This is a genomic window from Nitrobacter sp. TKz-YC01 (genome assembly GCF_047824785.1).
Taxonomy (GTDB): Bacteria; Pseudomonadota; Alphaproteobacteria; order Rhizobiales; family Xanthobacteraceae; genus Nitrobacter.
Genome location: NZ_CP181167.1, coordinates 550,818 through 572,532 on the forward strand (window position 1 = coordinate 550,818; position 21,715 = coordinate 572,532).

The 21,715-nt window shown below is 62.2% G+C and carries 20 protein-coding genes; 11 read left to right on the forward strand and 9 right to left on the reverse strand.

The window, feature by feature from the left end; translation table 11 throughout:
* The first annotated feature begins 313 nt into the window (after positions 1-313).
* The gene (gene secA / locus ACMYR2_RS02580) at positions 314-3,175 is read left to right on the forward strand and encodes a preprotein translocase subunit SecA (protein WP_416193621.1); all 2,862 of its coding nucleotides are present in this window, start codon (positions 314-316) and stop codon (positions 3,173-3,175) included.
* Positions 3,176-3,466: 291 nt separating this feature from the next.
* Here secA and ACMYR2_RS02585 read toward each other — a convergent pair whose 3' ends face one another.
* From ACMYR2_RS02585 to ACMYR2_RS02600, 4 genes are all read right to left on the reverse strand, one after another.
* Positions 3,467-4,948, reverse strand: coding sequence for a L,D-transpeptidase family protein (locus tag ACMYR2_RS02585; protein ID WP_347264596.1), 1,482 nt, complete (start codon positions 4,946-4,948; stop codon positions 3,467-3,469).
* 338 nt (positions 4,949-5,286) lie between these two features.
* Positions 5,287-6,249 (reverse strand): acetyl-CoA carboxylase carboxyltransferase subunit alpha, encoded by a 963-nt coding sequence (locus ACMYR2_RS02590; RefSeq protein ID WP_347264597.1) that lies wholly within the window; start codon positions 6,247-6,249, stop codon positions 5,287-5,289.
* A gap of 239 nt (positions 6,250-6,488) precedes the next feature.
* Positions 6,489-7,448 carry a site-specific tyrosine recombinase XerD gene (gene xerD, locus ACMYR2_RS02595; protein WP_416193622.1) on the reverse strand — a complete coding sequence of 320 codons (960 nt, stop codon included), beginning with the start codon at positions 7,446-7,448 and terminating at the stop codon, positions 6,489-6,491.
* Positions 7,449-7,554: 106 nt separating this feature from the next.
* Positions 7,555-7,701 carry a histidine kinase gene (locus ACMYR2_RS02600; RefSeq protein ID WP_347264599.1) on the reverse strand — a complete coding sequence of 49 codons (147 nt, stop codon included), beginning with the start codon at positions 7,699-7,701 and terminating at the stop codon, positions 7,555-7,557.
* A gap of 290 nt (positions 7,702-7,991) precedes the next feature.
* Here ACMYR2_RS02600 and ACMYR2_RS02605 point away from each other — a divergent pair, with 290 nt between their 5' ends.
* From ACMYR2_RS02605 to ACMYR2_RS02615, 3 genes are all read left to right on the forward strand, one after another.
* A complete protein-coding gene (locus tag ACMYR2_RS02605) occupies positions 7,992-8,615 on the forward strand; it encodes a shikimate kinase (RefSeq protein WP_416193623.1) in 624 nt (207 codons plus the stop codon).
* Between the two features lie 31 nt (positions 8,616-8,646).
* The gene (aroB, locus tag ACMYR2_RS02610) at positions 8,647-9,798 is read left to right on the forward strand and encodes a 3-dehydroquinate synthase (protein ID WP_347264601.1); all 1,152 of its coding nucleotides are present in this window, start codon (positions 8,647-8,649) and stop codon (positions 9,796-9,798) included.
* 124 nt (positions 9,799-9,922) lie between these two features.
* Positions 9,923-11,272, forward strand: a complete 1,350-nt coding sequence (locus tag ACMYR2_RS02615) for a hemolysin family protein (protein WP_347264602.1) — start codon at positions 9,923-9,925, stop codon at positions 11,270-11,272.
* Positions 11,273-11,399: 127 nt separating this feature from the next.
* On the opposite strand, the gene ACMYR2_RS02620 is transcribed toward ACMYR2_RS02615, so the two are convergent.
* From ACMYR2_RS02620 to ACMYR2_RS02630, 3 genes are all read right to left on the reverse strand, one after another.
* A complete protein-coding gene (locus ACMYR2_RS02620) occupies positions 11,400-11,717 on the reverse strand; it encodes a PilZ domain-containing protein (protein WP_347264603.1) in 318 nt (105 codons plus the stop codon).
* Positions 11,718-11,720: 3 nt separating this feature from the next.
* Positions 11,721-12,854, reverse strand: a complete 1,134-nt coding sequence (locus tag ACMYR2_RS02625) for a DUF2336 domain-containing protein (protein ID WP_347264604.1) — start codon at positions 12,852-12,854, stop codon at positions 11,721-11,723.
* 270 nt (positions 12,855-13,124) lie between these two features.
* Positions 13,125-13,400, reverse strand: coding sequence for a BolA family protein (locus tag ACMYR2_RS02630; RefSeq protein ID WP_347264605.1), 276 nt, complete (start codon positions 13,398-13,400; stop codon positions 13,125-13,127).
* Positions 13,401-13,510: 110 nt separating this feature from the next.
* Between ACMYR2_RS02630 and ACMYR2_RS02635 the strand changes: the two genes are divergently transcribed.
* Positions 13,511-14,158 carry a J domain-containing protein gene (locus tag ACMYR2_RS02635; protein ID WP_347264606.1) on the forward strand — a complete coding sequence of 216 codons (648 nt, stop codon included), beginning with the start codon at positions 13,511-13,513 and terminating at the stop codon, positions 14,156-14,158.
* Between the two features lie 65 nt (positions 14,159-14,223).
* On the opposite strand, the gene ACMYR2_RS02640 is transcribed toward ACMYR2_RS02635, so the two are convergent.
* Positions 14,224-14,547, reverse strand: coding sequence for a polyhydroxyalkanoic acid system family protein (locus tag ACMYR2_RS02640; protein WP_347264607.1), 324 nt, complete (start codon positions 14,545-14,547; stop codon positions 14,224-14,226).
* Here ACMYR2_RS02640 and ACMYR2_RS02645 point away from each other — a divergent pair.
* The 5 genes from ACMYR2_RS02645 (at position 14,522) to tnpA (ending at position 19,903) form a co-directional block, all read left to right on the forward strand.
* Positions 14,522-14,941, forward strand: coding sequence for a hypothetical protein (locus tag ACMYR2_RS02645; RefSeq protein ID WP_416194155.1), 420 nt, complete (start codon positions 14,522-14,524; stop codon positions 14,939-14,941). The two genes, ACMYR2_RS02640 and ACMYR2_RS02645, sit on opposite strands and share 26 nt — an antisense overlap.
* Positions 14,941-15,939 (forward strand): cobaltochelatase subunit CobS, encoded by a 999-nt coding sequence (gene cobS, locus ACMYR2_RS02650; RefSeq protein ID WP_416193624.1) that lies wholly within the window; start codon positions 14,941-14,943, stop codon positions 15,937-15,939. The genes ACMYR2_RS02645 and cobS overlap by 1 nt, the downstream gene beginning before the upstream one ends.
* Before the next feature lie 155 nt (positions 15,940-16,094).
* The gene (gene cobT / locus ACMYR2_RS02655) at positions 16,095-18,002 is read left to right on the forward strand and encodes a cobaltochelatase subunit CobT (protein WP_347265430.1); all 1,908 of its coding nucleotides are present in this window, start codon (positions 16,095-16,097) and stop codon (positions 18,000-18,002) included.
* Between the two features lie 82 nt (positions 18,003-18,084).
* The gene (locus ACMYR2_RS02660) at positions 18,085-19,155 is read left to right on the forward strand and encodes an esterase-like activity of phytase family protein (protein WP_416193625.1); all 1,071 of its coding nucleotides are present in this window, start codon (positions 18,085-18,087) and stop codon (positions 19,153-19,155) included.
* A 319-nt stretch (positions 19,156-19,474) separates the two neighbouring features.
* The gene (gene tnpA / locus ACMYR2_RS02665) at positions 19,475-19,903 is read left to right on the forward strand and encodes an IS200/IS605 family transposase (RefSeq protein WP_416192986.1); all 429 of its coding nucleotides are present in this window, start codon (positions 19,475-19,477) and stop codon (positions 19,901-19,903) included.
* A 177-nt stretch (positions 19,904-20,080) separates the two neighbouring features.
* Here the strand turns inward: tnpA and rpmB are convergent, their stop codons facing one another.
* Positions 20,081-20,374, reverse strand: coding sequence for a 50S ribosomal protein L28 (gene rpmB / locus ACMYR2_RS02670; RefSeq protein ID WP_347264945.1), 294 nt, complete (start codon positions 20,372-20,374; stop codon positions 20,081-20,083).
* A gap of 411 nt (positions 20,375-20,785) precedes the next feature.
* Here rpmB and ACMYR2_RS02675 point away from each other — a divergent pair, with 411 nt between their 5' ends.
* Positions 20,786-21,580, forward strand: a complete 795-nt coding sequence (locus ACMYR2_RS02675; protein WP_347264944.1) for a DUF3108 domain-containing protein — start codon at positions 20,786-20,788, stop codon at positions 21,578-21,580.
* Positions 21,581-21,715: the final 135 nt, after the last annotated feature.

The following is a 21,715-nucleotide window of genomic DNA, read 5'->3' on the forward strand; positions in this document are numbered from 1 at the left end:
AGTTGATAGGTGGCTCGGGCGGTGGTTCCGAAGTCGCGGTAGGTAAGGTGTTGCAGAACCAAAGCGAGCTTCGGTTTCGGACACGAGGGTCTGTTTCAACTGCGTTGAACCGGCCTCGTCGCCTATCTTTTTGTTGGAGCATGATCTTTTTGCGGAAACCGGTTTCCACTTTTCGGGATCATGTTCTAGAGCGTTTTGAGCGGGATTGCCGGTTCGCGTGAAGCAAACTCGTTGCCGCTTCTGATTTCAGAAGCGGAGGCCCAGGAGACGATCACATGGCTGCAACGGCGAATCGCGAAGACAGGAATTTGGGATGATCGGCGCGTTTGCCCGCAAGTTTTTCGGTTCCGCCAACGATCGGCGGGTCAAGGGATATCAATCCCGCGTCAAAGCCATCAACGCCCTGGAGCCCGAAATCGCCGAGCTGTCCGACGATGCGCTGCGGGCGCGCACCGCCGAGTTCAAGCAGCAGCTCGCGAACGGCAAGACCCTCGACGACCTCCTCGTTCCCGCCTTCGCGACGGTGCGCGAGGCGGCCAAGCGAACTCTCGGCCAGCGGCATTTCGATGTGCAGCTGATCGGCGGCATGGTGCTTCACGAGGGCGACATCGCCGAGATGAAGACCGGCGAAGGCAAGACGCTGGTCGCCACGCTTGCCGTTTATCTCAACGCGCTCGCCGGCAACGGCGTTCATGTCGTGACCGTCAACGACTATCTCGCAAGCCGCGACGCCGGCTGGATGTCGCAGGTCTATTCTTTCCTCGGCCTCACCACCGGCGTGATCGTGCACGGCCTCGACGACGTCGAGCGCAAGGCGGCCTATGCCTGCGACATCACCTACGGCACCAACAACGAATACGGCTTCGACTATCTGCGCGACAACATGAAGTACCGCCTGGAGGACATGGTCCAGCGCGAGCACTTCTTCGCCATCGTTGATGAGGTCGACTCGATTCTGATCGACGAGGCGCGGACGCCGCTGATCATTTCCGGCCCTCTCGACGATCGCTCCGAGTTCTACAACACCATCGATACCTTCATGCCGAATCTCGAAAAGGTCGCTGACTACGAGATCGACGAAAAGCAGCGCACGGTGGCGCTCACCGAAGCCGGCATGGAGAAGATCGAGACGCTGTTGCGCGAGGCCGGCCTGCTCAAGGGTGACTCGCTCTACGACGTCGAGAACGTCTCCGTCGTCCACCACGTCAATCAGGCGCTGCGCGCGCACTCGCTGTTCACCCGCGACAAGGACTATATCGTTCGCGGAGGCGAGGTCGTCATCATCGATGAGTTCACCGGCCGCATGATGCCGGGCCGCCGCTACTCGGAGGGACTGCATCAGGCGCTGGAAGCCAAAGAGCATCAGCCGGTGCAGCCGGAAAACCAGACGCTCGCCTCGATCACCTTCCAGAACTACTTCCGGATGTACAAGAAGCTGGCGGGCATGACCGGCACCGCGGCGACGGAGGCCGACGAACTGGCCGACATCTACAAGCTCGAAGTCGTCGAAATCCCGACCAACCTGCCGATCGCGCGTCTCGACGAGGACGACGAGGTCTACCGGACCCAGAGCGAGAAAAACGCCGCGATCCTGGCCGAGGTCGAACGCGCCAATGCGCGGATGCAGCCGGTGCTGGTCGGCACCGCCTCGATCGAGAAATCCGAGGTGCTCGCCGATTATCTGAAGAAGCATGGCTACAAGCAGATCGACTTCGGCGATCCGAAATCGATGCGGAAGCTGTACGCCGCGGCGCGCGCCGGCAAACCGGCGAAGCTGTTCGCGGTGCTGAACGCCCGCTTCCACGAGCAGGAAGCCTATATCGTCGCCGAGGCAGGCGTGCCCGGCGCGATCACCATCGCCACCAACATGGCCGGTCGCGGCACCGATATCAAACTCGGCGGCTCGCTGGAGATGCGCGCCCAGTTCGAGACGGCCGACATCGCCGACGAAGCCGAGAAGCAGGCGAAAATCGCGGAGATCAAGGCCGATATCGAACGCTTCCGCGACATGGTGCTCAAGGCGGAGGAAGTCGTCGAGATCGAGCCGGCCAAGGGCTCGAAGCCGGCCAAGACCGTGACCCACCCCGGCGGGCTCTATATCATGGGCTCCGAACGCCACGAGTCGCGGCGCATCGACAATCAGCTGCGCGGCCGCGCCGGCCGTCAGGGCGATCCCGGCCGCTCGAAGTTCTTCCTGTCGCTGGATGACGACCTGATGCGGATCTTCGGATCAAATCGGCTCGACACCATGCTGCAGCGGCTTGGCCTCAAGGAAGGCGAGGCCATCACCCACCCCTGGATCAACAAGGCGCTGGAGAAGGCGCAGCAGAAGGTCGAGGCGCGCAACTTCGACATCCGCAAGAACCTGCTGAAGTATGACGACGTACAGAATGATCAGCGCAAGGTGATCTTCGAACAGCGCGTCGATCTGATGAAGAACGAAAGCGTCGCGGAAACCGTAGCCGACATGCGCCATGCGTTCGTCGAGGATCTCGTCGCCAAGCATGTTCCGGAAAATCAGTATCCTGAGCAGTGGGATGTCGCCGGCCTGAAAGAAGAGCTGAAGCGCGTGCTCGACATCGAGTTGCCGGTCGATGAATGGGCCGCGGAAGAGGGCATCGCGGGTGAGGAGCTGCTGGCGCGCATCGAAAGCCGCGTCGACGAGCATATGGCGGCCAAGGTCGGGCAATGGGGCCCCGACGTCATGCGCTATGTCGAGAAGACCATCCTTCTGCAGACCCTGGATCATTTGTGGCGCGAACACCTGGTGATGCTTGATCACCTGCGTCAGGTCATCGGCCTGCGCGGCTATGGCCAGCGCGACCCGCTGCAGGAATACAAGTCGGAGGCTTTCTCCCTGTTCGAAAGCCTCATCGCCCATCTGCGCGAGGCGGTGACGGGGCAATTGATGCGCGTCGAGATCGTACCGCCCGAGGAGGAGCAGCCGGCGCTGCCTGAGATGGAGGCCCATAAGTTCGATCCCACCACCGGCGAGGACGAGATGGCGCTCGCGCAAAGTAGTTTTGCCAGAGCGTCACTGGCGTCGGCGGGGAGTGAGGGCCATTCCCGCCGTGACCCGAATGATCCCGCAAGTTGGGGCAAGGTCGGCCGCAATGAGGATTGTCCCTGCGGTTCGGGCAAGAAGTACAAGCATTGCCACGGCCGCTACGCCTGAGGTGCGTATCTTGGTCGCTTAAGATGCCGCTCTCAGAAGCAGCGCTCTCAGAAGCAGCTATGAGCCTGTTTCAACTGTGTTGAGTGAGGCTCATGGCTTATCTTTTGTTTGAGCATGATCTTTTCCGAAAGCCGGTTTCCACTTTGCGCTGGCAGAGCTTCGCTTCTGATTCAATCAGAAGCGAAGCTCTATGATATTGATTTGACGCGTTTTCTTCACGTGAACCGGATTCCACTTCGCTCGAAAACGCTATAGAACTTGGAGCACCGCGCGGCTGCTTGCGTGGATAGCTTACGGGTTTACCGAGAAGCGGCTGTCGAACGAGCTTGATGACGCCGCCGGCGTGATGCTCTGAGCCGGGGCCGGCGAAGCCGACGCATTCGTCGATCCCGATTGCGGACGCGCGGTTGCGACGTGTTCGGGCCTGGCTGTTTTTCCGGCCGTCTTCTCTGTCGTTTTGGGCGCCGCGCGCTTCGCGACGACCGGGCGAGAGGAAACGCTGCGCGCCGGAGTTGCCGTCTTGGGCCTGGCCGAGCCGGATTCGCCGGAGGTGGCCGAAGCGGTTGCATTGGTCGTGGCGGTGGTGTCGGCGTCTCCGAAACCCATCTTGTGGGCAAGATTGGTGAAGATGTTGCTCGGCTTGGAGGGAGCAAGCAGCGCCGACGACGGCCGCGTCACGTCGGCCTCCGCTTCATACGAGGTCGCGGCTGTCGCGGGCGCGGAATTGCGAGGCGGGTTCACGGTCGGCGGAATGGTGCCGGGCGCCGACGAAAACGCCGTGGCCTTGATGTCGGATTCGCCGGGGTCCGAAAGCCCCGTCTGGCCGCCCGGCAGTTTGGCTGCGAACACCCGGTTCATGCCGCCGTCGATGCCGGTGTTGAGTCGGGCGACCGGCGTTCCCTTCGAGATCAGCCTGGCTATTTCGGTGTTGTCGCGCTGCTGTTTGTCGCGTACGGCGCTTGCGATGTTGTCGGGCACCGCGTAGGCGGGACATCGCGCCGAGGCGTTGAACTCGAGCGGCCGGGTTGAGCCGGGCGGAGGCGCCGGATCGAACACGTATTTGCGCTCGCAGAATGCGACCTTCGGTTCCTGCTTCGTCACCTCGAAATGATCGTTGCCTTCCTTGATCATCTTCCAGAACGGCATGTTCGGATTGTTGCGGTGCTTCGCAAGATTCGCAGCCGTCATGCGGAACGGATAGGCCTGAAGCTGGAAGGCGCGCTGACCGCCGAAGAATGACTCCCGGCCGACGGCGTAGATCTCGGCGATCTGCTCGTCGGTCATGGCGTAGCATCCGCGCGAGGAACAATCGCCGTGCACCATCAACTGGGAACCGGTGCGTCCCAATGACCTGTCGAACTCATTGGGGTAGCCGGTGTTGAACGAGAGATAATAGGAGGAGCGTGGGTTCATCTGCGCGGGCGAGATGCTGTAGAAGCCCTCAGGAGCCTGACGGTCTCCCTCGCGTGTCTTGGGGCCGAGATCGCCGGACCAGCGGCAGATCGGATAGCTCTTGAGCAGGGCGAACTTGCCGGATCGGTCCTGCTTCCAGACTTCCAGCTCAGCTTCCTGTTTGAACAGCCGAATCAGGATGGGTGATTGCAACTCCATGTCCTTCGCGGTCATGGCCGCGACGAGCTTGGGCGAGACCGGCCGGTTGGCCTTGGCGTTGCTCGCGAGCGAGGCGTCGTCGGTGTTGCAGCCGGCCAGAAGCGCACTGCCCATCAGCACGGCGGAGGTCATGATCGTGCGAGCGATCGAACGATTGATCAAAGCAAAGCTCCGCTAGGGACGGGCAAGCCTGTACCCCGAATTCATGGCGTCGTGCCCCAAGCCATTGAATAAAATAATATCCTTAAGCATCTATGCCCGCAAGCCGAGCGGAACCGAACGAGATGAACTCCGGCCTCGATGGTGAATGGAGATTAAATATTCCGGACGGGGCTGAATTAGGGCGGTGCTGAATTAGGGCGGTCCGCGGCTTCCGGAAAAGCCATGTTCTCGAACGGGAACATACCGGGAAGGGCCATGGTATTCCGGCTGAACCCGTTGACCTCCCGATCCGGAAGAGGCGCGGAATGCGTCTGGCCCGAAGAAAGCGGAGCGTGCGCTCAGCCCAGTTTGCGCCCGATGTCGATAAACTTCTGACGGCGCTGCTGACGAAGCGAATCACGGTCGAGGTTGCGCAGATCGTTCAACGCGCCGGCGATGGCGTCCCCGGTCAGCGCGATAACGGCGGCGGGATCACGATGCGCGCCGCCCGCCGGCTCCTTGAGGATGGCGTCGATCACGCCGAACCGCAGCAGATCCTGCGCGGTGATTTTCATGTTGGTCGCGGCTTCCTGCGCCTTGCTGCTGTCGCGCCAGAGAATCGACGACGCCGCTTCCGGCGAGATCACGCTATAGATCGCATGCTCCAGCATCAGCACGCGGTTGGCGGTCGCGATCGCGATCGCGCCGCCGGAGCCGCCCTCGCCGATGATCACCGCGACATTGGCGACGCCGAGCGAGAGACACGCGTCTGTCGAGCGGGCGATCGCCTCGGCCTGGCCGCGTTCCTCGGCGCCAATGCCGGGGTAGGCGCCTGCGGAATCGACCAGCGACAGCACGGGAATGTCGAAACGGTCGGCCATATCCATCAGCCGGACCGCCTTGCGGTAGCCTTCGGGTCGCGCCATCCCGAAATTGTGCTTCAGCCGGCTTTCAGTGGTTGCGCCCTTCTCCTGTCCGATGACGCAGATGCTTTCGCCGCGGAAGCGGCCGAAGCCGCCGATCAGCGCGTCGTCCTCGCCGAACTTGCGGTCGCCGGCCAGCGGCGTGAACTCGGTGATCAGGCCCTTGACGAAATCGGAGAAGTGCGGGCGCTGCGGGTGCCGCGCCACCTGGGTTTTCTGCCAGGGCGTCAGGTTGGCGTAGAGATCCTTCAGGGCCTGCGCGGCTTTCTCCTCGATGCTGGAAATTTCCTCGCTGATGTCACTGCCGGAGGCGGCGAGCGCATGCAGTTCGTCGATCTTGGAATCGAGTTCGGCGACGGGTTTTTCGAAATCGAGGTAGCTGCGCATGGGATCGGGCATTCCAGCAGTATAGAGACGAAGGCGCGTGGAGGGGAAATCTGTCGATAGGAGAGAGAAAGGTCCTTTTATTCAAATATTTAGGAGGTAGGTAAAACGTGTCTTGGAGGGCGGGTCAAGTGCGGTCGGGTGCGAGCGCTCTTTCGCGGCTGATCAGCGTCGAGTCAAGGGCGAAGCGGAAGGCGCGGAAGTTGAGGCCGTGGGCGGCATGGCCGCTGAATGGCGTTCGTGATGAGCGCCGCTCAGGCCTCCGCCAGCGGGTGCAGATCGCGCACCAGGCTTTTCAGCCGCTCTTCCACGACGTGCGTGTAGATTTGCGTGGTCGAGATGTCGGTATGGCCGAGCAGGGTCTGCACGATCCGCAGGTCCGCGCCGTTATGCAGCAGATGGCTCGCGAAGGCATGGCGCAGCACGTGCGGCGAGACCAGCCGGGGCGCGAGGCCGGCCGCCGCCGCGAGTTCCTTCAGCTCGCGCGCAAAGTGCTGGCGCGTCAGGTGGCCACTTTCGCCGAATGACGGAAACAGCCAGCTCTGTCGCGGCGACGCGGCTTTCCCTGCGCCGCGCTGATCCGCCATGGCCTGAAGATAGTCGGCCATCGCCTGTCGCGAGGCATTGTTGAGCGGCACCAGCCGTTCCTTGTCGCCCTTGCCGCGCACCACGATCATGCGGGCGTCGCGCCGCGCCGCCGACAGCGGCAGGGAGACCAGTTCGGAGACGCGCAGGCCGGTGGCGTAAAGCACTTCCAGCAGGCAATAGAGCCGCGCCGCGCGCAATCGCCGGGCAGGTGGGGCGTCCGGAGATTCGGCGTCCGCCTTTGCGCGCGCGAGCAGGCGGTCGACATCCGCTATCGACAGGATTTTCGGCAGGCCGCGTCCGCGTTTTGGTCCTGAAAGGATAGCCGCGGGATCGTCGCTCCTGACGCGTTCGCTCAGCAGGAAACGAAACAGGTGGCGCATCGCCGACAGACGCCGTGCGACGCTCGATGACTTGAAACCCCTGAGGTCGAGGTCGTTGAGATAGTCTCTTAGCGTCTGCGTCTCGGCGATGACGAAATTCCGCCGCGCACGGGCGAGGAACGCGGATAAATCCTCAAGGTCCCGGCGGTAGGCGTCAAGCGTGTTCGCGCCGGCGCCTTGCTCGGCCGCCAGCATGTCGAGGAACAGGGCGGTCAGCTTCGCGTCGGAGGAGTTATGGGATTTCATATCGCCGCCTATAGCGTTTTCGAACGACGAGGATGAAAGAAAACGCGTCAAAACAAAAAGCTGGAGCCCGGCCTTGCTTCCGTCAAAGCCGGAATAGCCCTAGCAGCTATTTCTTGAGAAACTTGTCGGGGTGGACGGTGACCGTCATTTCCCGCGGCGTCGGCTCGACGAAATTCGCCAGCCCGAGAATCACGCCGTAAGCGATCGCACCGAGCACGGCGACGATGGTCAGGAAGCGGAACAGGCTGGGCATTTACGGTCCCGAGCACGATATTGACCTTCAGGCGAATGCCGCAAGTACCAACATGTTCGCAAGTCAGGTGCAAGAGTCTCTGGCAACGCCCTCGGCGGGAGTAGTATAGCTGGCCGGGAGACGGCGTTTCCAGTCTGACATCGCCCGCCGTCCAGCGAATGTTCTTAACCGGATATCAGGATCAAGAAGGCCGTCGTGAGCTTGGAAGCTGACATTCTCCGTCGGAAATCGCGGAAGGGCCGAATGTCGAATCCGGTTCAGGCGTGCAACGGCGTTCCGGCAGGTGTCCTTTGACGTCCGAAACCGTTTCACCGGCCAGCTTCGGCAAATCCCCCGAGACCGCCGTTGTCGCGGCGCTAGCGGGGCGGTCGCTGGCGCTTGTCGGCATGATGGGAGCCGGCAAGTCCACCATCGGTCGGCGGCTGGCGGCGCGCCTCAGGATGCGATTCGTCGATGCCGACGCCGAGATCGAGCTTGCGGCCGGAATGCCGATACCCGAAATTTTCGACACTCACGGCGAGCCCCATTTCCGGGATGGCGAGGCGCGCGTGATCGCGCGGCTGCTGAATGGCGGCCCGATCGTGCTCGCGACCGGCGGCGGCGCCGTGCTGCGCGAGGAGACCCGGGCGCGCCTTTCGGAGCGGGCGGTCTCGATCTGGCTGAAGGCGGACGCCGAGGTGATCCTGCGCCGGGTCAGGCGCCGCGCCGACAGGCCCTTGCTGCAAACGGCCGATCCAGCCGAGACGATCAAGCGCCTCATCGCCGAGCGCGAGCCGATCTACCAACAGGCGGATATTACCGTCGCCTCGCGCGACGTGCCGTATGAATGGATTGTCGATGAGTGCATCAGCCTGCTTCATCGCAGGCTTTGCCGCGGCGAAACGACCGCTCCGAAACCAGGCGAAACGCGATGAGAGACCCTGACGAGGGATTTGACACCACGCCATGACCATTCCGTTGAAAAAATCAGACCCGATCACGGTCGATGTCGCGCTCGGTGAGCGTTCCTATGACATTGTCATCGGCCGGAACATCCTGCCGTCGCTGGGCGAGCGGATCGCCGCGTTGCGTCCCGGTGCGCGCGTCGCCGTGGTCACCGACGCCTGTGTCGCCACTCATTGGCTTCAGCCAGCCGAGGCATCGCTGACCGGCGCCGGTCTCACAACCTCGCGGATCGTCGTCGATGAAGGCGAGGTTTCGAAGAGTTATGCAGGTATTGGATTTGTCTGTGAGGAACTGATCAAGGTCAGGATCGAGCGCAACGATCTTGTCGTCGCGCTTGGCGGGGGCGTGGTCGGCGATCTCGCGGGCTTCGCCGCCGCGATCGTACGCCGTGGCGTCGATTTCGTGCAGGTGCCGACGTCGCTGCTGGCGCAGGTGGATTCGTCGGTGGGCGGCAAGACCGGCATCAACTCGCCGCAGGGCAAGAACCTGGTCGGTGCCTTTCACCAGCCGATCCTGGTGGTCGCGGACACCGCCGTGCTGGATACCTTGTCGCCGCGCCAGTTTCGCGCCGGCTATGCCGAAGTCGCCAAATACGGACTGATCGGCGATGAGGCGTTCTTCGCGTGGCTGGAAGCCCACCATGCCGATATCGTCAAAGGCGACGCGGCGCGCGAGCACGCGGTCGCCACCAGTTGCCGCGCCAAGGCCGCCATCGTCGCCCGCGACGAGCGCGAGAGCGGCGATCGCGCGTTGCTCAATCTCGGCCATACATTTGGCCACGCGCTGGAAGCCGCGACCGGATTTTGCGGGCGTCTTTATCACGGCGAGGGCGTTTCGATCGGCATGGTGCTGGCCGCCGAACTCTCGGCGCAACTCGGAATGATCGCGGCCGCCGACGTGTCCCGTATCGAGAGGCATCTGGCGGCGGCGGGTCTGCCGACGCGCTTGCAGGACATCGCCGGCTTCAGGCAGGAGGGTCTGGCCGATGCGGATGCGCTGATGACGCTGATGGCGCAGGACAAGAAGGTCAAGCGCGGCCGGCTGACCTTCATCCTGCTGAAGGCGATCGGTCAGGCGGTGGTGTCATCGGACGTCGAGCCTTCGATGGTTCGGGATTTTCTTGCCCGCAAGCTCGCCGACGCGCCGGCCTGATGTTTTGATCTGACGGCGTCGCAATGTCCTTGCGGCAACTTTGATTCCGACATTCGCGAAATCACCTGCCGGAGGGGATGCGAGTGATGGAATCGGATAGGTTCGGCAAGGTCATGAGACCGCAATGAGTTCAACTCTCCAGCTACTGCTCGCCGTGCTGCTGCTTGCCGCCAACGGATTCTTCGTCGCGGCTGAGTTCGCGCTGGTGAAGAGCCGCGGCTACCGCGTCAAGGCGATGGTGGAGCGCGGTCAGTTCGGCGCGCGGCTGATGCGCGACATCATGGGCAACATCGAGGCCTATCTCGCCTGCTGCCAGCTCGGCATCACCATGGCGTCGCTCGGCCTCGGCTGGGTCGGCGAGCCCACGGTGGAGGCGTTGCTTGCGCCGTTGCTGCGGCCGCTCGGCATGCCGGAGCCGGCGCTGCATTTGACCGCGTTCCTGACCGGATTCCTTGTATTCTCGTCGCTGCATATCGTGATCGGCGAGCAGGTGCCGAAAACGCTGGCGATCCGGCAGCCGGAGCCGGTGTCGCAGTGGATCGTCTATCCGCTTCATGCCTCCTATGTCCTGTTTTACCCGCTTAACTGGCTGCTCAATTCGGCCTCACGCGCCATCCTGCGCGCGCTTCGCGTCAAGGAAGTCTCGCAACATGACGTGTTGACCGGCGCGGAAATCGAAGGGCTGATCGGTGAATCCGCCGAGCACGGCGGGATCGAAAGCGGCGAGGCCGAATACATCCAGAATGTATTCCGCTTCGGCGACCTCGCGGTGTCGGACGTGATGGTTCATCGCACCGCGATGGTGACGATCAATGCCGACCTGCCGCCGGAAGATCTGGTGCGCGAGGTGCTTGCCAGCGAATACACCCGCATCCCGCTCTGGCGCGACAAGCCGGAGAACATTGTCGGCGTGCTCCATGCCAAGGATCTGTTACGGGCGATTCATGCCTCGGAAGGCGATATAGCCCGCGTCAACGTCAACGCGATCGCGCTGCCGCCCTGGTTCGTTCCAGAGATGCGCCCCGTTTCCGATCAGCTTAAGGCGTTTCGCCGCCGCAAGACTCACTTCGCGCTGGTGGTCGACGAATACGGTGAAGTCGAGGGCATGGTGACGCTGGAAGACGTTCTCGAGGAGATTGTCGGCGACATCTCAGACGAGCACGACGTGGTCGTCGCAGGCGTCCGGCAACAGGCCGACGGTTCGGTGGTGGTGGATGGTTCGGTGCCGATCCGCGACCTCAATCGCGCCATGGACTGGCATCTTCCGGACGAGGAGGCCACCACCATCGCGGGCCTCGTGATTCATGAGGCGCGCTCGATCCCCGAGCGGGGTCAGAATTTTACCTTTTACGGCTTCCGCTTCAGGGTATTGCGGCGCGAACGCAACCGCATCACGGCGCTGCGCATCCAGCCGGTGCCGCGCGGCGGGGAGGCGATCGAGAACAGGCCGAAACGGACGGGAATGCTGTCCTGACGGTGGAGGCTTGCGATTGCGGGGGGACATGCGTTTCTACCGGAAGAAAACGCGTCAGATTAAAAAGACTCTATGAGTGAGCCGGCTCGCGCAAAAGGCGCGATCGCGAGTCAGCGCGCCGGCCTCGTTACGAATCGGATTTGGCGAGTGTCCGGCTTTTCTTCTTGCCCGGAACCTTGTCCTCGACGAACTTGACGCCGATCTCGTCGCCATTGACGCGGACGAGTTCACAGCGGCGAAAGGCGAGTCCGGTGGACGACAGCAGCAGGAAGAATTCCTTGAGGTTCAGTCCCTCGATCGAGTCCTTCACCCGAAGCCGCGCGCCGTTGTCGGAGATATCCAGCATGGTGCATGGCCGTTGCCAGGTTCCGTCGATTCCCATCATCAGGACGGCATAGCCGGTAGCGAACGTCACCCGATCCGCTTTTCGGTTGCCCCAGCTCATGGTTCAGATATCCGAAATAGCGATCGCCGTGTCCGGCGCGTCGGCTTTCCTCGCCGAGCCGCGGGCGGACCAGAAGCGGATGGTGCGTTGCGCCGACGACAGGGAGAGCGCGTCGAACACTTCGCGGCCGTTCTCGAATTCCTGCGTGGTCAGAGGACGGCAATGCGGGCGGTTGCGAAGAATCATATGGGTCGTTGACCAGTTCAGCCGCGCGGCCTTGCAGGCAACGATCAATCCGTCGGGGCGAGGGTTGGTGAGCAGAGGCTCGATGGCTTCGACTCTCACCGAGTTCAAAAGCGAGAGCGCGGCGATGATGTGGGTATATTCACCCTGTATCGCGAACCGGTTGATGGTCTGGTCGCCCAGCTTTCCGGCCCGGTTCAGGGCCAGGACCATCGACTCCGATTCGGCGTAGTTGACCGGAGCCAGGCTCGGAGAGGCGATCTGCTCGATCACTGTCTGGATCGCCGCCTGAATCCGCGCGCGCATTTCAGGGGGCGCGACCTTGAGCAGACGCTCGCGCACGGCCGCGCTGGCTCGGGAAAGGAGTTCGCGGAGCACCTTGATCGGAACGTCCAGTCGCAGCCCGAGCTTCTCGGCGAGCGCTTCGTCCTTTTCGGAGCTTTCAACCAGGACCGCGTAGCCGCGTTCGGAGAAGCGAGCGCCGGTATTTTTGGCCAACGTATGGGAGACCCGCGAGTCGCCACGCTCGAGCAGCGCGTCGGTCACTCCTTCGCTCAGGGTTTCGCGGTGCGATATGGCGAGCAGGTGCTGCGGTCCGCGCAGGCTCGCGATTTCAATGAGGTCGCCTTCGGACAGCCGGGCTGATCGCGCCAGAACCGGCACCGCGACCGACGCATCCTGATGATATGCGAGTTGCCGGACGGTCTCCTTCGGCGCGAGGCTTGAGCCCGACAGGTTGGTGCTGAGCTGCGCCAGCGCGCGCGCCTCCATCTGCTCCATCAGCCGGACCAGAACGTCATCGAAGACGCCGATCTGATTTTCGTTGAGCCGGTCGGCGTCGGACAGGAACAGATCGGTGACCCGGCGGAGCATCTGGACCCGCCGCTCGGACGAGCCGCCCTTCACCGCACTTTCCAGTTCCGCGATGAGCGCCGTCGAGGCTGCTTCGGCCATGGATGATTCCAGCGAGTCGGATCCGAACGCGTTACGTCCTACTGCCTTCGCGTTTTACCGTAACACGAAGGTAGTCTGTGCCGATGTACTGAAAAGCGGGTTAATTTCCGATAAAAGCGGCATCTGAATTTTGAGCGAGGCGGACGCGGGTCGGGGACAAGCTGCTTTAAGCGGCTCTTGGCGGACGCGAACCGGACATGGCGACGGCCGGTGACCTGCATCTTGTGACATCAGGACCAGGACGGATGTTCCCGTCCGCATACGAGGCGTTCAGCGCTGCTGTTCGCCCGGCGCCATCGCCCGAATCGCCAGCGCGTGAATGGGGCCGGCCAGTTCCGTAGCGAGCAGCGCATTGATCATGCGATGACGCTCGACCCGGCTCTTTCCTTCGAACGCCTGCGATACAATATGAATACGGAAATGCGTCTCGCCGCCCGGCCGATGGCCGGCGTGACCTTCATGAAGATATGACTCGTCGGCGACATCGAGGCTTTCGGGCGCGAAAGCTTCGCTGAGTTTCTGCGAGATGTTATCCTTGACGCTCATGGCCGGCGACTTAACGCTTATCGTCTCTTTCCGTCAATGGCGGACGCCGCCCGGAATAAATGCGATGTCAAGACTTGAAGCCTGGAGCATTGCGGTGTCAAAGACAGATCATGCCGATAGACACGTCGAAATTCTTCGATAGCATCCGCATCAAGCCAAGGGCCGGTGCGAAGCAGCCGCGCATGCGCGAGCGCGAGGAAGTGCTCGCCTGCGAGTGGCCGGACTGTCAGAGCAGGGGATCACACCGCGCACCGAAAGGTCGCGGCAACGAAGGCGGATATTTTCATTTTTGCCTCGACCATGTCCGGGCCTACAATCAGTCCTACAATTTTTTCCAGGGCATGAACGCGGAAGCGGTCGCGCGCTATCAGAAGGATGCGCTGACCGGCCATCGCCCGACCTGGAAGATGGGCGCGAACGGCGCCAAGGGCAAAGGCAGGGCCGATGCCATCGATGCCGAGGGCGTCGCTGATCCCTTCAGTGTGTTCGGCGAACTCAATGGCCGTGGGAAATGGCGCTCGGGCCCGCAGTTCGAATCCAAACCCGAGACGCGCAAGATCTTCAATGCGGAGCGCAAGGCGCTGCAGGTGTTGGGACTCGGCGCCGACGCCACGCTCGAAACCGTCAAGGCGAAATACAAGATGCTGGTCAAGCAGCATCACCCCGACGCCAACGGCGGCGACCGCTCGACGGAAGATCGCCTGATCGAGATCATCAAGGCGTATAATTACCTGAAGACGGTCGTGCGCGGCGCGTGAAGCGCTTCGGTTGCTGCCGCGCTTCGGCGCAACCTCTCATCCGTTTTTCTCAGTGTTCAATCTTCTCAGTGTTCATCGGTTTTTTTCTCGAGCATCAGCGTCCCTTTTTTCTGAATGACGCCCTGAATCCCTTGAGCCAGGCGGCTGAGCAGCCATGGCAATGTCACTTCGAGACGAACGTGGTCCTCGGCCACGTCCAGAATTCCTGATACCTGCTGCTTCAGGGCCGTGACGGAAAAGACCAGGCGGTCGCCGCTCCACACCTCTTCATTGACCTGGATCAACTGGGCGTATTGCGTTCGGGCGCTGCCGAGCCCCGCTTTCATCCGTCGCAGCGCTTCATCCTTGCCGAGACGGTGCGGAATGGAAACCACGAGAGGTCTGGTCATGATCACTCCAATGGGCGCCGGAACGGCGTTGGGCCGCGCGGTAAGTAAGGACGGCGAAATGGATCAGCCCGGCATCGGCAGCCACCGGGCTGTGCGAATGCGCGATGAAGCCGGTGACGACAATCCTCGCGCCCGGCTGACGCCTGCACCCGGTATTTCCTGGGTATCCATGGTTCAAAAGTTTTACCGGCAAATTTGGCCGAATGGGACCTTGATTCGCGAAGGAGCCCTCCAAAATCTGCATATGGTGCTTATCTCGATGATATTCCAATGGAACTTTGATCCGGTGACGGGCTTCTGCCGGCTGCCGCTCTCTGCTAAATTTCGCGAGCCCCTCGTCCGCAGCCATGCGCAGTCCTGGTTTCGGGAGCGCGCCCGAACCTCGGAGGATTGATGACGACCGCCGCCATAACCAATACCGAGACTCCCACCGGCCTTCCCGACATGAAGGTGTCGGTGCGGCAGGTGTTCGGGATCGACAGCGATCTCGAAGTCCCCGCTTATTCCGGGACCGATCCGCACGTTCCGGATGTCGATTCCGACTACCGGTTCGATCGCGCGACCACGCTGGCCATTCTCGCCGGCTTCGCCAAGAACCGTCGCGTCATGGTGACCGGCTATCACGGCACCGGCAAATCAACCCATATCGAGCAGGTGGCGGCGCGGTTGAACTGGCCTTGTGTGCGCGTCAACCTCGACAGTCACATCAGCCGGATCGATCTCGTCGGCAAGGACGCGATCGTGCTCAAGGACGGCAAGCAGGTCACCGAATTCCGCGACGGCATCCTGCCCTGGGCCTACCAGAACAACGTCGCGTTGTGCTTCGATGAATATGATGCGGGCCGCCCGGATGTGATGTTCGTGATCCAGCGCGTGCTGGAATCCTCGGGCCGCCTGACGCTGCTGGACCAGAGCCGGGTCATCAAGCCGCATCCGGCGTTCCGCCTGTTCGCGACCGCGAACACCATCGGTCTCGGGGACACGTCGGGCCTTTATCATGGCACCCAGCAGATCAATCAGGCGCAGATGGACCGCTGGAACATCGTCACCACGCTGAATTATCTGCCGCACGACAACGAGGTCGAGATCGTTCTGGCCAAGGCCAAGCATTATCGCACGCCGGAAGGCCGCGACACCGTCGGCAAGATGGTTCGGCTGGCGGATCTCACGCGCAACGCTTTCGCCAACGGCGATCTCTCCACGGTGATGAGCCCGCGCACGGTCATCACCTGGGCGGAGAACACCGAGATATTCGACGACCTTGGCTTTGCCTTTCGAGTCACGTTCCTCAACAAATGCGACGAACTGGAGCGGCCTTTGGTCGCTGAATTCTACCAGCGCTGCTTCAACGTCGAACTGAGCGAGTCCGCGGTCAACGTGGCGTTGAGCTGATCTCACCCTCTCCTCTTGCGGGAGAGGGTGCGTTCGCGGAGCGAAGGCGGGCGAGGGGGTGTCCTCTCTCGTTCGAAGATGACCCCTCATCCGGCCCGGACTTCGTCCGCGCCACCTTCTCCCGCAAGGGGAGAAGGAAAACGGCCGACGCATTCATGAGCACCGCATCGCCCAGCAACAGGTTCCGTGCCTCGCCGAAGGAGGCGCCGACCGAACCGTTCAAGCGCGCGGTCACATCCTGCCTGCGCGCGATCTCCCGGCGGCCGGAGCTTGAGGTCACGTTCGCCATCGAGCGGCCCGGCCTGTCGCCTGGCAAGGCGCGGCTGCCCGAGCCCGGGCGCAAGATGAGCCGGCGGGACGCCGCGGTCGTGCGCGGGCATGCGGATTCCATCGCACTGAAGCTCGCCTGCCACGATCCGAAGGTGCACCGCAAGCTGATGCCCGGCAATCCGCAGGCGCGCGGCGTATTCGACGCGGTCGAGCAGGCCCGGGTCGAGGCCATCGGCTCCCGCCGGATGACGGGCGTCGCCAGGAATCTCACCGCGATGCTCGATGATCACTTCCATCGCGGCAAGTATGACGAGATCACCGACCGCGCCGACGCGCCGCTGTCGGACGCGCTGGCGATGATGGTGCGCGAGCGGCTGACCGGCCTGGCGCCGCCCGCCGCCGCGTCCAGGCTGGTCGATCTGTGGCGGCCGTTCCTGGAAGACAAGATCGGCGCCCGGCTGGACCAGCTCAGCCATTTTACCGAGGATCAGGCGAAGTTCGGCGACCTCGTGCACGATCTGCTGTCGGAACTTGATCTCGGTGACGACAGTCGCGCCGAGACGGAGAAGGAGGAGAACGAGGACGACAACCGCGAGGGCGAGAACGATCAATCCGGTACGGAAGGCTCGCCCGACAGCGAGGCCGCCCAGGAAATGAGCGCGGATCAGGCGCAGGACACGACGGACGACATGCCTGATGGCGCCATGGAAAGCGCGCAGGTCTCCGTGAGCGACACGTTCAACGATGGCGATCTTGCCGAGGAGGAGATGCCGGGCGAGGCGACGCGGCCCAATGCGGGCGGCGCCAATGAGCCGCGCGGCCCGGAATACCATGCGTTCGCGCCGAAGTTCGATGAAGTGATCGCCGCCGAGGATCTGTGCGATCACGATGAGCTGGAACGGTTGCGCAGCTATCTCGACAAGCAGCTTGCTCACTTGCAGGGCATCGTGGCGCGGCTCGCCAATCGTCTTCAGCGCCGCTTGATGGCGCAACAGAATCGCGCCTGGGAGTTCGATCTAGAAGAAGGCATTCTCGATCCGGCGCGGCTGTCGCGCGTGGTGATCGATCCCTATCAGCCGCTCTCGTTCAAGCACGAGAAGGAGGCGACGTTTCGCGATACCGTGGTGACGCTGCTGCTCGACAATTCCGGTTCGATGCGGGGCCGGCCGATCACGGTGGCCGCGACCTGCGCCGACATTCTCGCGCGCACGCTGGAACGCTGCGGCGTCAAGGTCGAAATTCTCGGCTTCACGACGCGGGCCTGGAAAGGCGGGCAGTCGCGCGAGGCGTGGCTGGCCGCCGGCAAGCCGGTCACGCCGGGGCGGCTCAACGATCTCCGCCATATCATCTACAAGGCGGCCGATGCCCCCTGGCGGCGATCGCGGAAAAATCTCGGGCTGATGATGCGCGAGGGCCTGCTCAAGGAAAACATCGACGGCGAGGCGCTCGACTGGGCGCATAAGCGGCTGCTGGGCCGTTCCGAGCAGCGCAAGATCCTGATGATGATTTCGGACGGCGCGCCGGTCGACGATTCGACCCTGTCGGTCAATCCGGGAAACTATCTGGAGCGTCACCTGCGATGGGTGATCGAGGAAATCGAAACCCGATCCCCGGTCGAACTGATCGCCATCGGCATCGGTCACGATGTGACGCGCTACTATCGCCGCGCGGTGACCATCGTTGATGCCGAGGAACTCGGCGGCGCCATGACCGAACAGCTCGCCGAACTTTTCAGCGAGACCCATGAGCCGCCGCCCGGCCCGGCCCGGCGGCCACGCAAGCTGCATTCGTAGCCGGCGGCACCCTGGTTGCATTCCGGGCGGGATATCGTCCTGGGTATGTGACGCATCGCCGACAGATTGGTTTCTCCGCAAGATGGCATCATTGATCGATCGCCGCCGCCTGCTTTTTCTGACGGCATCAAGCCTGCTGTTGACCGGTCCCTCCGCCGCCTCCGCGCAATTCGCGGCGCATGCGCCGGAACAGCCGCCGCCTGACGAACTGACGCCGCCCGCGCCGGTGTCGATCACCGTGAACGCCCGTCCTGTCGCGGCCTTCGATCTGCGCGATCGCTCGCGCGCCCGCTTCGGATCGCTCACCTTTCGCGGCGGGCTGATCCTGACCTCGGCGTTTCGCGGCTTCGGAGGACTGTCGAGCCTGCGGCTCGATTCGAAAGGCCGGCAATTCATCTCGGCGAGCGACAAGGGCACCTGGTTCACCGGCCGCATCGTCTATGCGGCGTCCGGCGAGATGGCCGGGCTCGCGGACGTCGAGGCGGCGCCGATGCTGGGTCGCGATGGCAGGCCGATCACCGAGCGCGGCTGGTTCGATACGGAATCGATCGCGCGCGACGGGTCGCTGGTCTATGTCGGAATCGAGCGGGTCAACCGGATCATGCGGTTCGATTTTGCCAAAGGATACACCCGCGCGCGCGGAGAAGAGGTCGAGGTGCCGGCGGCGATCCGCAGGCTGCCGTTCAACCGCGGCCTTGAGGCGATGGTGGTCGTTCCGCGCGATCGGCCGCTCGGCGGTGCGCTGATCGCGATATCCGAACGGGGGCTCGATGCCGAACGCAATATCCTTGCATTCCTGATCGGCGGACCCGCGCCCGGCCGGTTCGCCATCCGCCGGACCGGCAACTATGATATCAGCGATGCCTGTTTGCTGCCTTCAGGGGACCTGTTGATCCTCGAACGCAAATTCTCGCTGACCGGCGGCATAGGCATTCGCATCCGCCGCATCGGGATCGATGCGATCGCACCTGGCGCGCTGGTGGATGGCCCTTCGATTTTCGACGCCGGACTCGGGCAGCAGATCGACAATTTCGAGGGTCTGAGTGCGTTCGTGAACGATGATGGCGAGATCGTTCTGACGCTCGTGTCCGACGACAACTTTTCGTTGTTCCAGCGCACGCTGCTGATGCAGTTCACGCTGGCCGAGCATTGAAGCACGGGGAAAGCCCCGCGCTGGCGCCGAAAATCAAGAACGGAAAGATTTCAGAGTATGATTCCGCAAAGCGGAAACCGGTTTCCGGGGAAGATCATGCTCAAACAAAAAACAGGCGACGCTTCCGCTCGCCTATGTCCTGGCCATCCACGTCTTTAACTTCGCTGAAACTCCAAAGACGTGGATACCCGGCACAAGGCCGGGCATGACGGGCTGCTACGGGGCCGATTCCGTCTAAAATAAAAAATGCTTTAGAGTCCCCTTTCTGGGATCCGCAAACCCCTCGCCTTTAGGCGACGGGATGCATTAGCATCCGGCGATGCAAACGGCGAAGTCTGGCAGTCATACGGTGTGGGACTGCAAATACCACATTGTGTGGGTGACGAAGTATCGGTTCGCAGTTTTGGGCGGGGATGTCGGCTTTCGCGCCCGGGCGTTGTTGCGGGAAATTGCCTTGAGCCATGAGATGGTTATTCATGCCGGGGCGATAAACCGGGATCACGTCCATCTGTTGTTGTCGATCCCACCGCATCTATCGGTCTCTCGTGCGGTGCAATATCTCAAAGGCAAGAGTTCTCACAAGCTTCTGACGGAGTATCAATCGCTCAGGAAGCGATACTGGGGGCAGCATCTATGGGGCAGGGGATACTGGGTTGCTTCGAGCGGAAACGTCACCGATGAAGTGTGGAAGAAATACATAGAAGACCAAAAGCCGCCTGAGCCAGATGACAACTTCAAGGTCGTCTGACAATCGACCCGAAGGGTCGATCAAATCCGGCTTCCAGCCGTAATCCGAAGCCACCGGCTTTAGCCGGTGGAGCGTTCACAGCGTTTTCAAGCGAAGTGGACACCGGTTCGCGTGAAGAAAACGCGACAAAATAAAATCATAGAGCCCGCTTCTGATTCTATCAGAAGCGGAAAGGCTCTAGCCGGCCTTGGCGGCCTGTTTCTTCTGGATCTGACGCTTGATCTCGATCGCTTTCGGTGAAAGCTCCGAATCCCTTGCCTTCAACAGAAAGGCATCGAAGCCGCCGCGATGGTCCACGCTCCTCAGGGCATGGGTCGACACCCGGAACCGGACCGAACTGGAAAGGGCTTCCGACACGAAGGTCACGTTCACCAGGTTCGGCAGGAAGCGCCGCTTGGTCTTGATGTTGGAATGGCTGACCTTGTGGCCCACCAATGGGGCCTTGGCCGTCAGTTCGCAGCGCCGGGACATGGCGAAAATCCTCTGTCGTCCCCGGGCATCAGCCTGCGAGGCGGGCTCGGGGTTCGAAATCGCGTCCATTTCAGGAACGGCGGACGTATAAGTGGACAGCGGCGGGGCGTCAAGCCGCGATAGCGTTTTCGAGCGAAGCATGTCCTCGGGCTCGACCCGAGGATGGGGACCGGTTCGCGTGAAGAAAGCGCGTTAAAACATAAAGACTCACGTGCATTTTCCGGCAGAATGTCGTCACAGCCAGGAAAACGGCCGCAGCCTGGGAAAGCCAAGCCTGTTAACGTACAGGCCTGTTAGCGTATATGAGGCCGGATAAAATAAGCAGGATCACTTGTCGTGAGCTTATGCCGAACGCTGTTGTTCCGATGGATACTTTGTTCGGTCTTGAGACCGGCTGGTCTGTCGATTGCCATGCTGGCCGGGATGTTGACCGCGCAGGCGCAAGCGCAGGGTAAGTTAGAGGCTCGCTATGACGTCACCCTGGCGGGGATTCTGGTCGGCACCGGCGCCTGGGCGGTGGATATCCTCGACAATCAGTATTCCGCTGCGGCAAGCGGGGGCGCCACGGGACTTCTGAAGGCGCTCGCTCATGGCACCGGCACCGGCTCCTCGCAGGGCCGCATTGCCAATGGCGCGTTGATTCCGGCGAGCTATACCGCGACCATCTCGTCTTCAAAGAAGTCCGAGACGATTCGCATGTCGCTGGCGGGCGGCAATGTGAAGGGTTTCGTCATCGAGCCGAGTCCGCCGGTCGATCCCAAGCGCATTCCTGTTACCGACGCGCATAAGCGCGGCGTCTCCGATCCCATGAGCGCCACGCTGCTGCCGGTTCCCGGCACCGCCGACCTGCTTGGCCGGGACGCCTGTCATTCATCGACGGGAATTTTCGACGGGCGCATGCGCTACGACCTGCGGCTCGAATTCAAGCGCATGGACACCGTGAAGTCGGAAAAAGGCTATCAGGGGCCGGTCGTGGTCTGTGCGATCTATTTCTCGCCGATCGCCGGCTACGTCCCCGACCGCTATGCGATCAAGTATCTGGCGGCCCAGCGCAACATGGAAGTTTGGCTCGCGCCGATCGCCGGAACGCGGGTATTGGTCCCCTATCGGCTGACGATTCCAACCCCGCTCGGCACCGGCAAGCTGGAGGCGACCGAGTTCAACACGATCGCTATGCCTCCGCAGACGGCGGTTAAAACACGGTAACCAGGTGGCGACGGGGACGATTCGCTTGGAGCGAATCCTGTTGACTCCTGCGGCTGAGTTCATGCGACCAGAAATTCATAAACGCAGAGAAATTTGCTGCTCTTGTTGGGCGCCTGGAACTTGATCTGGTTTCAT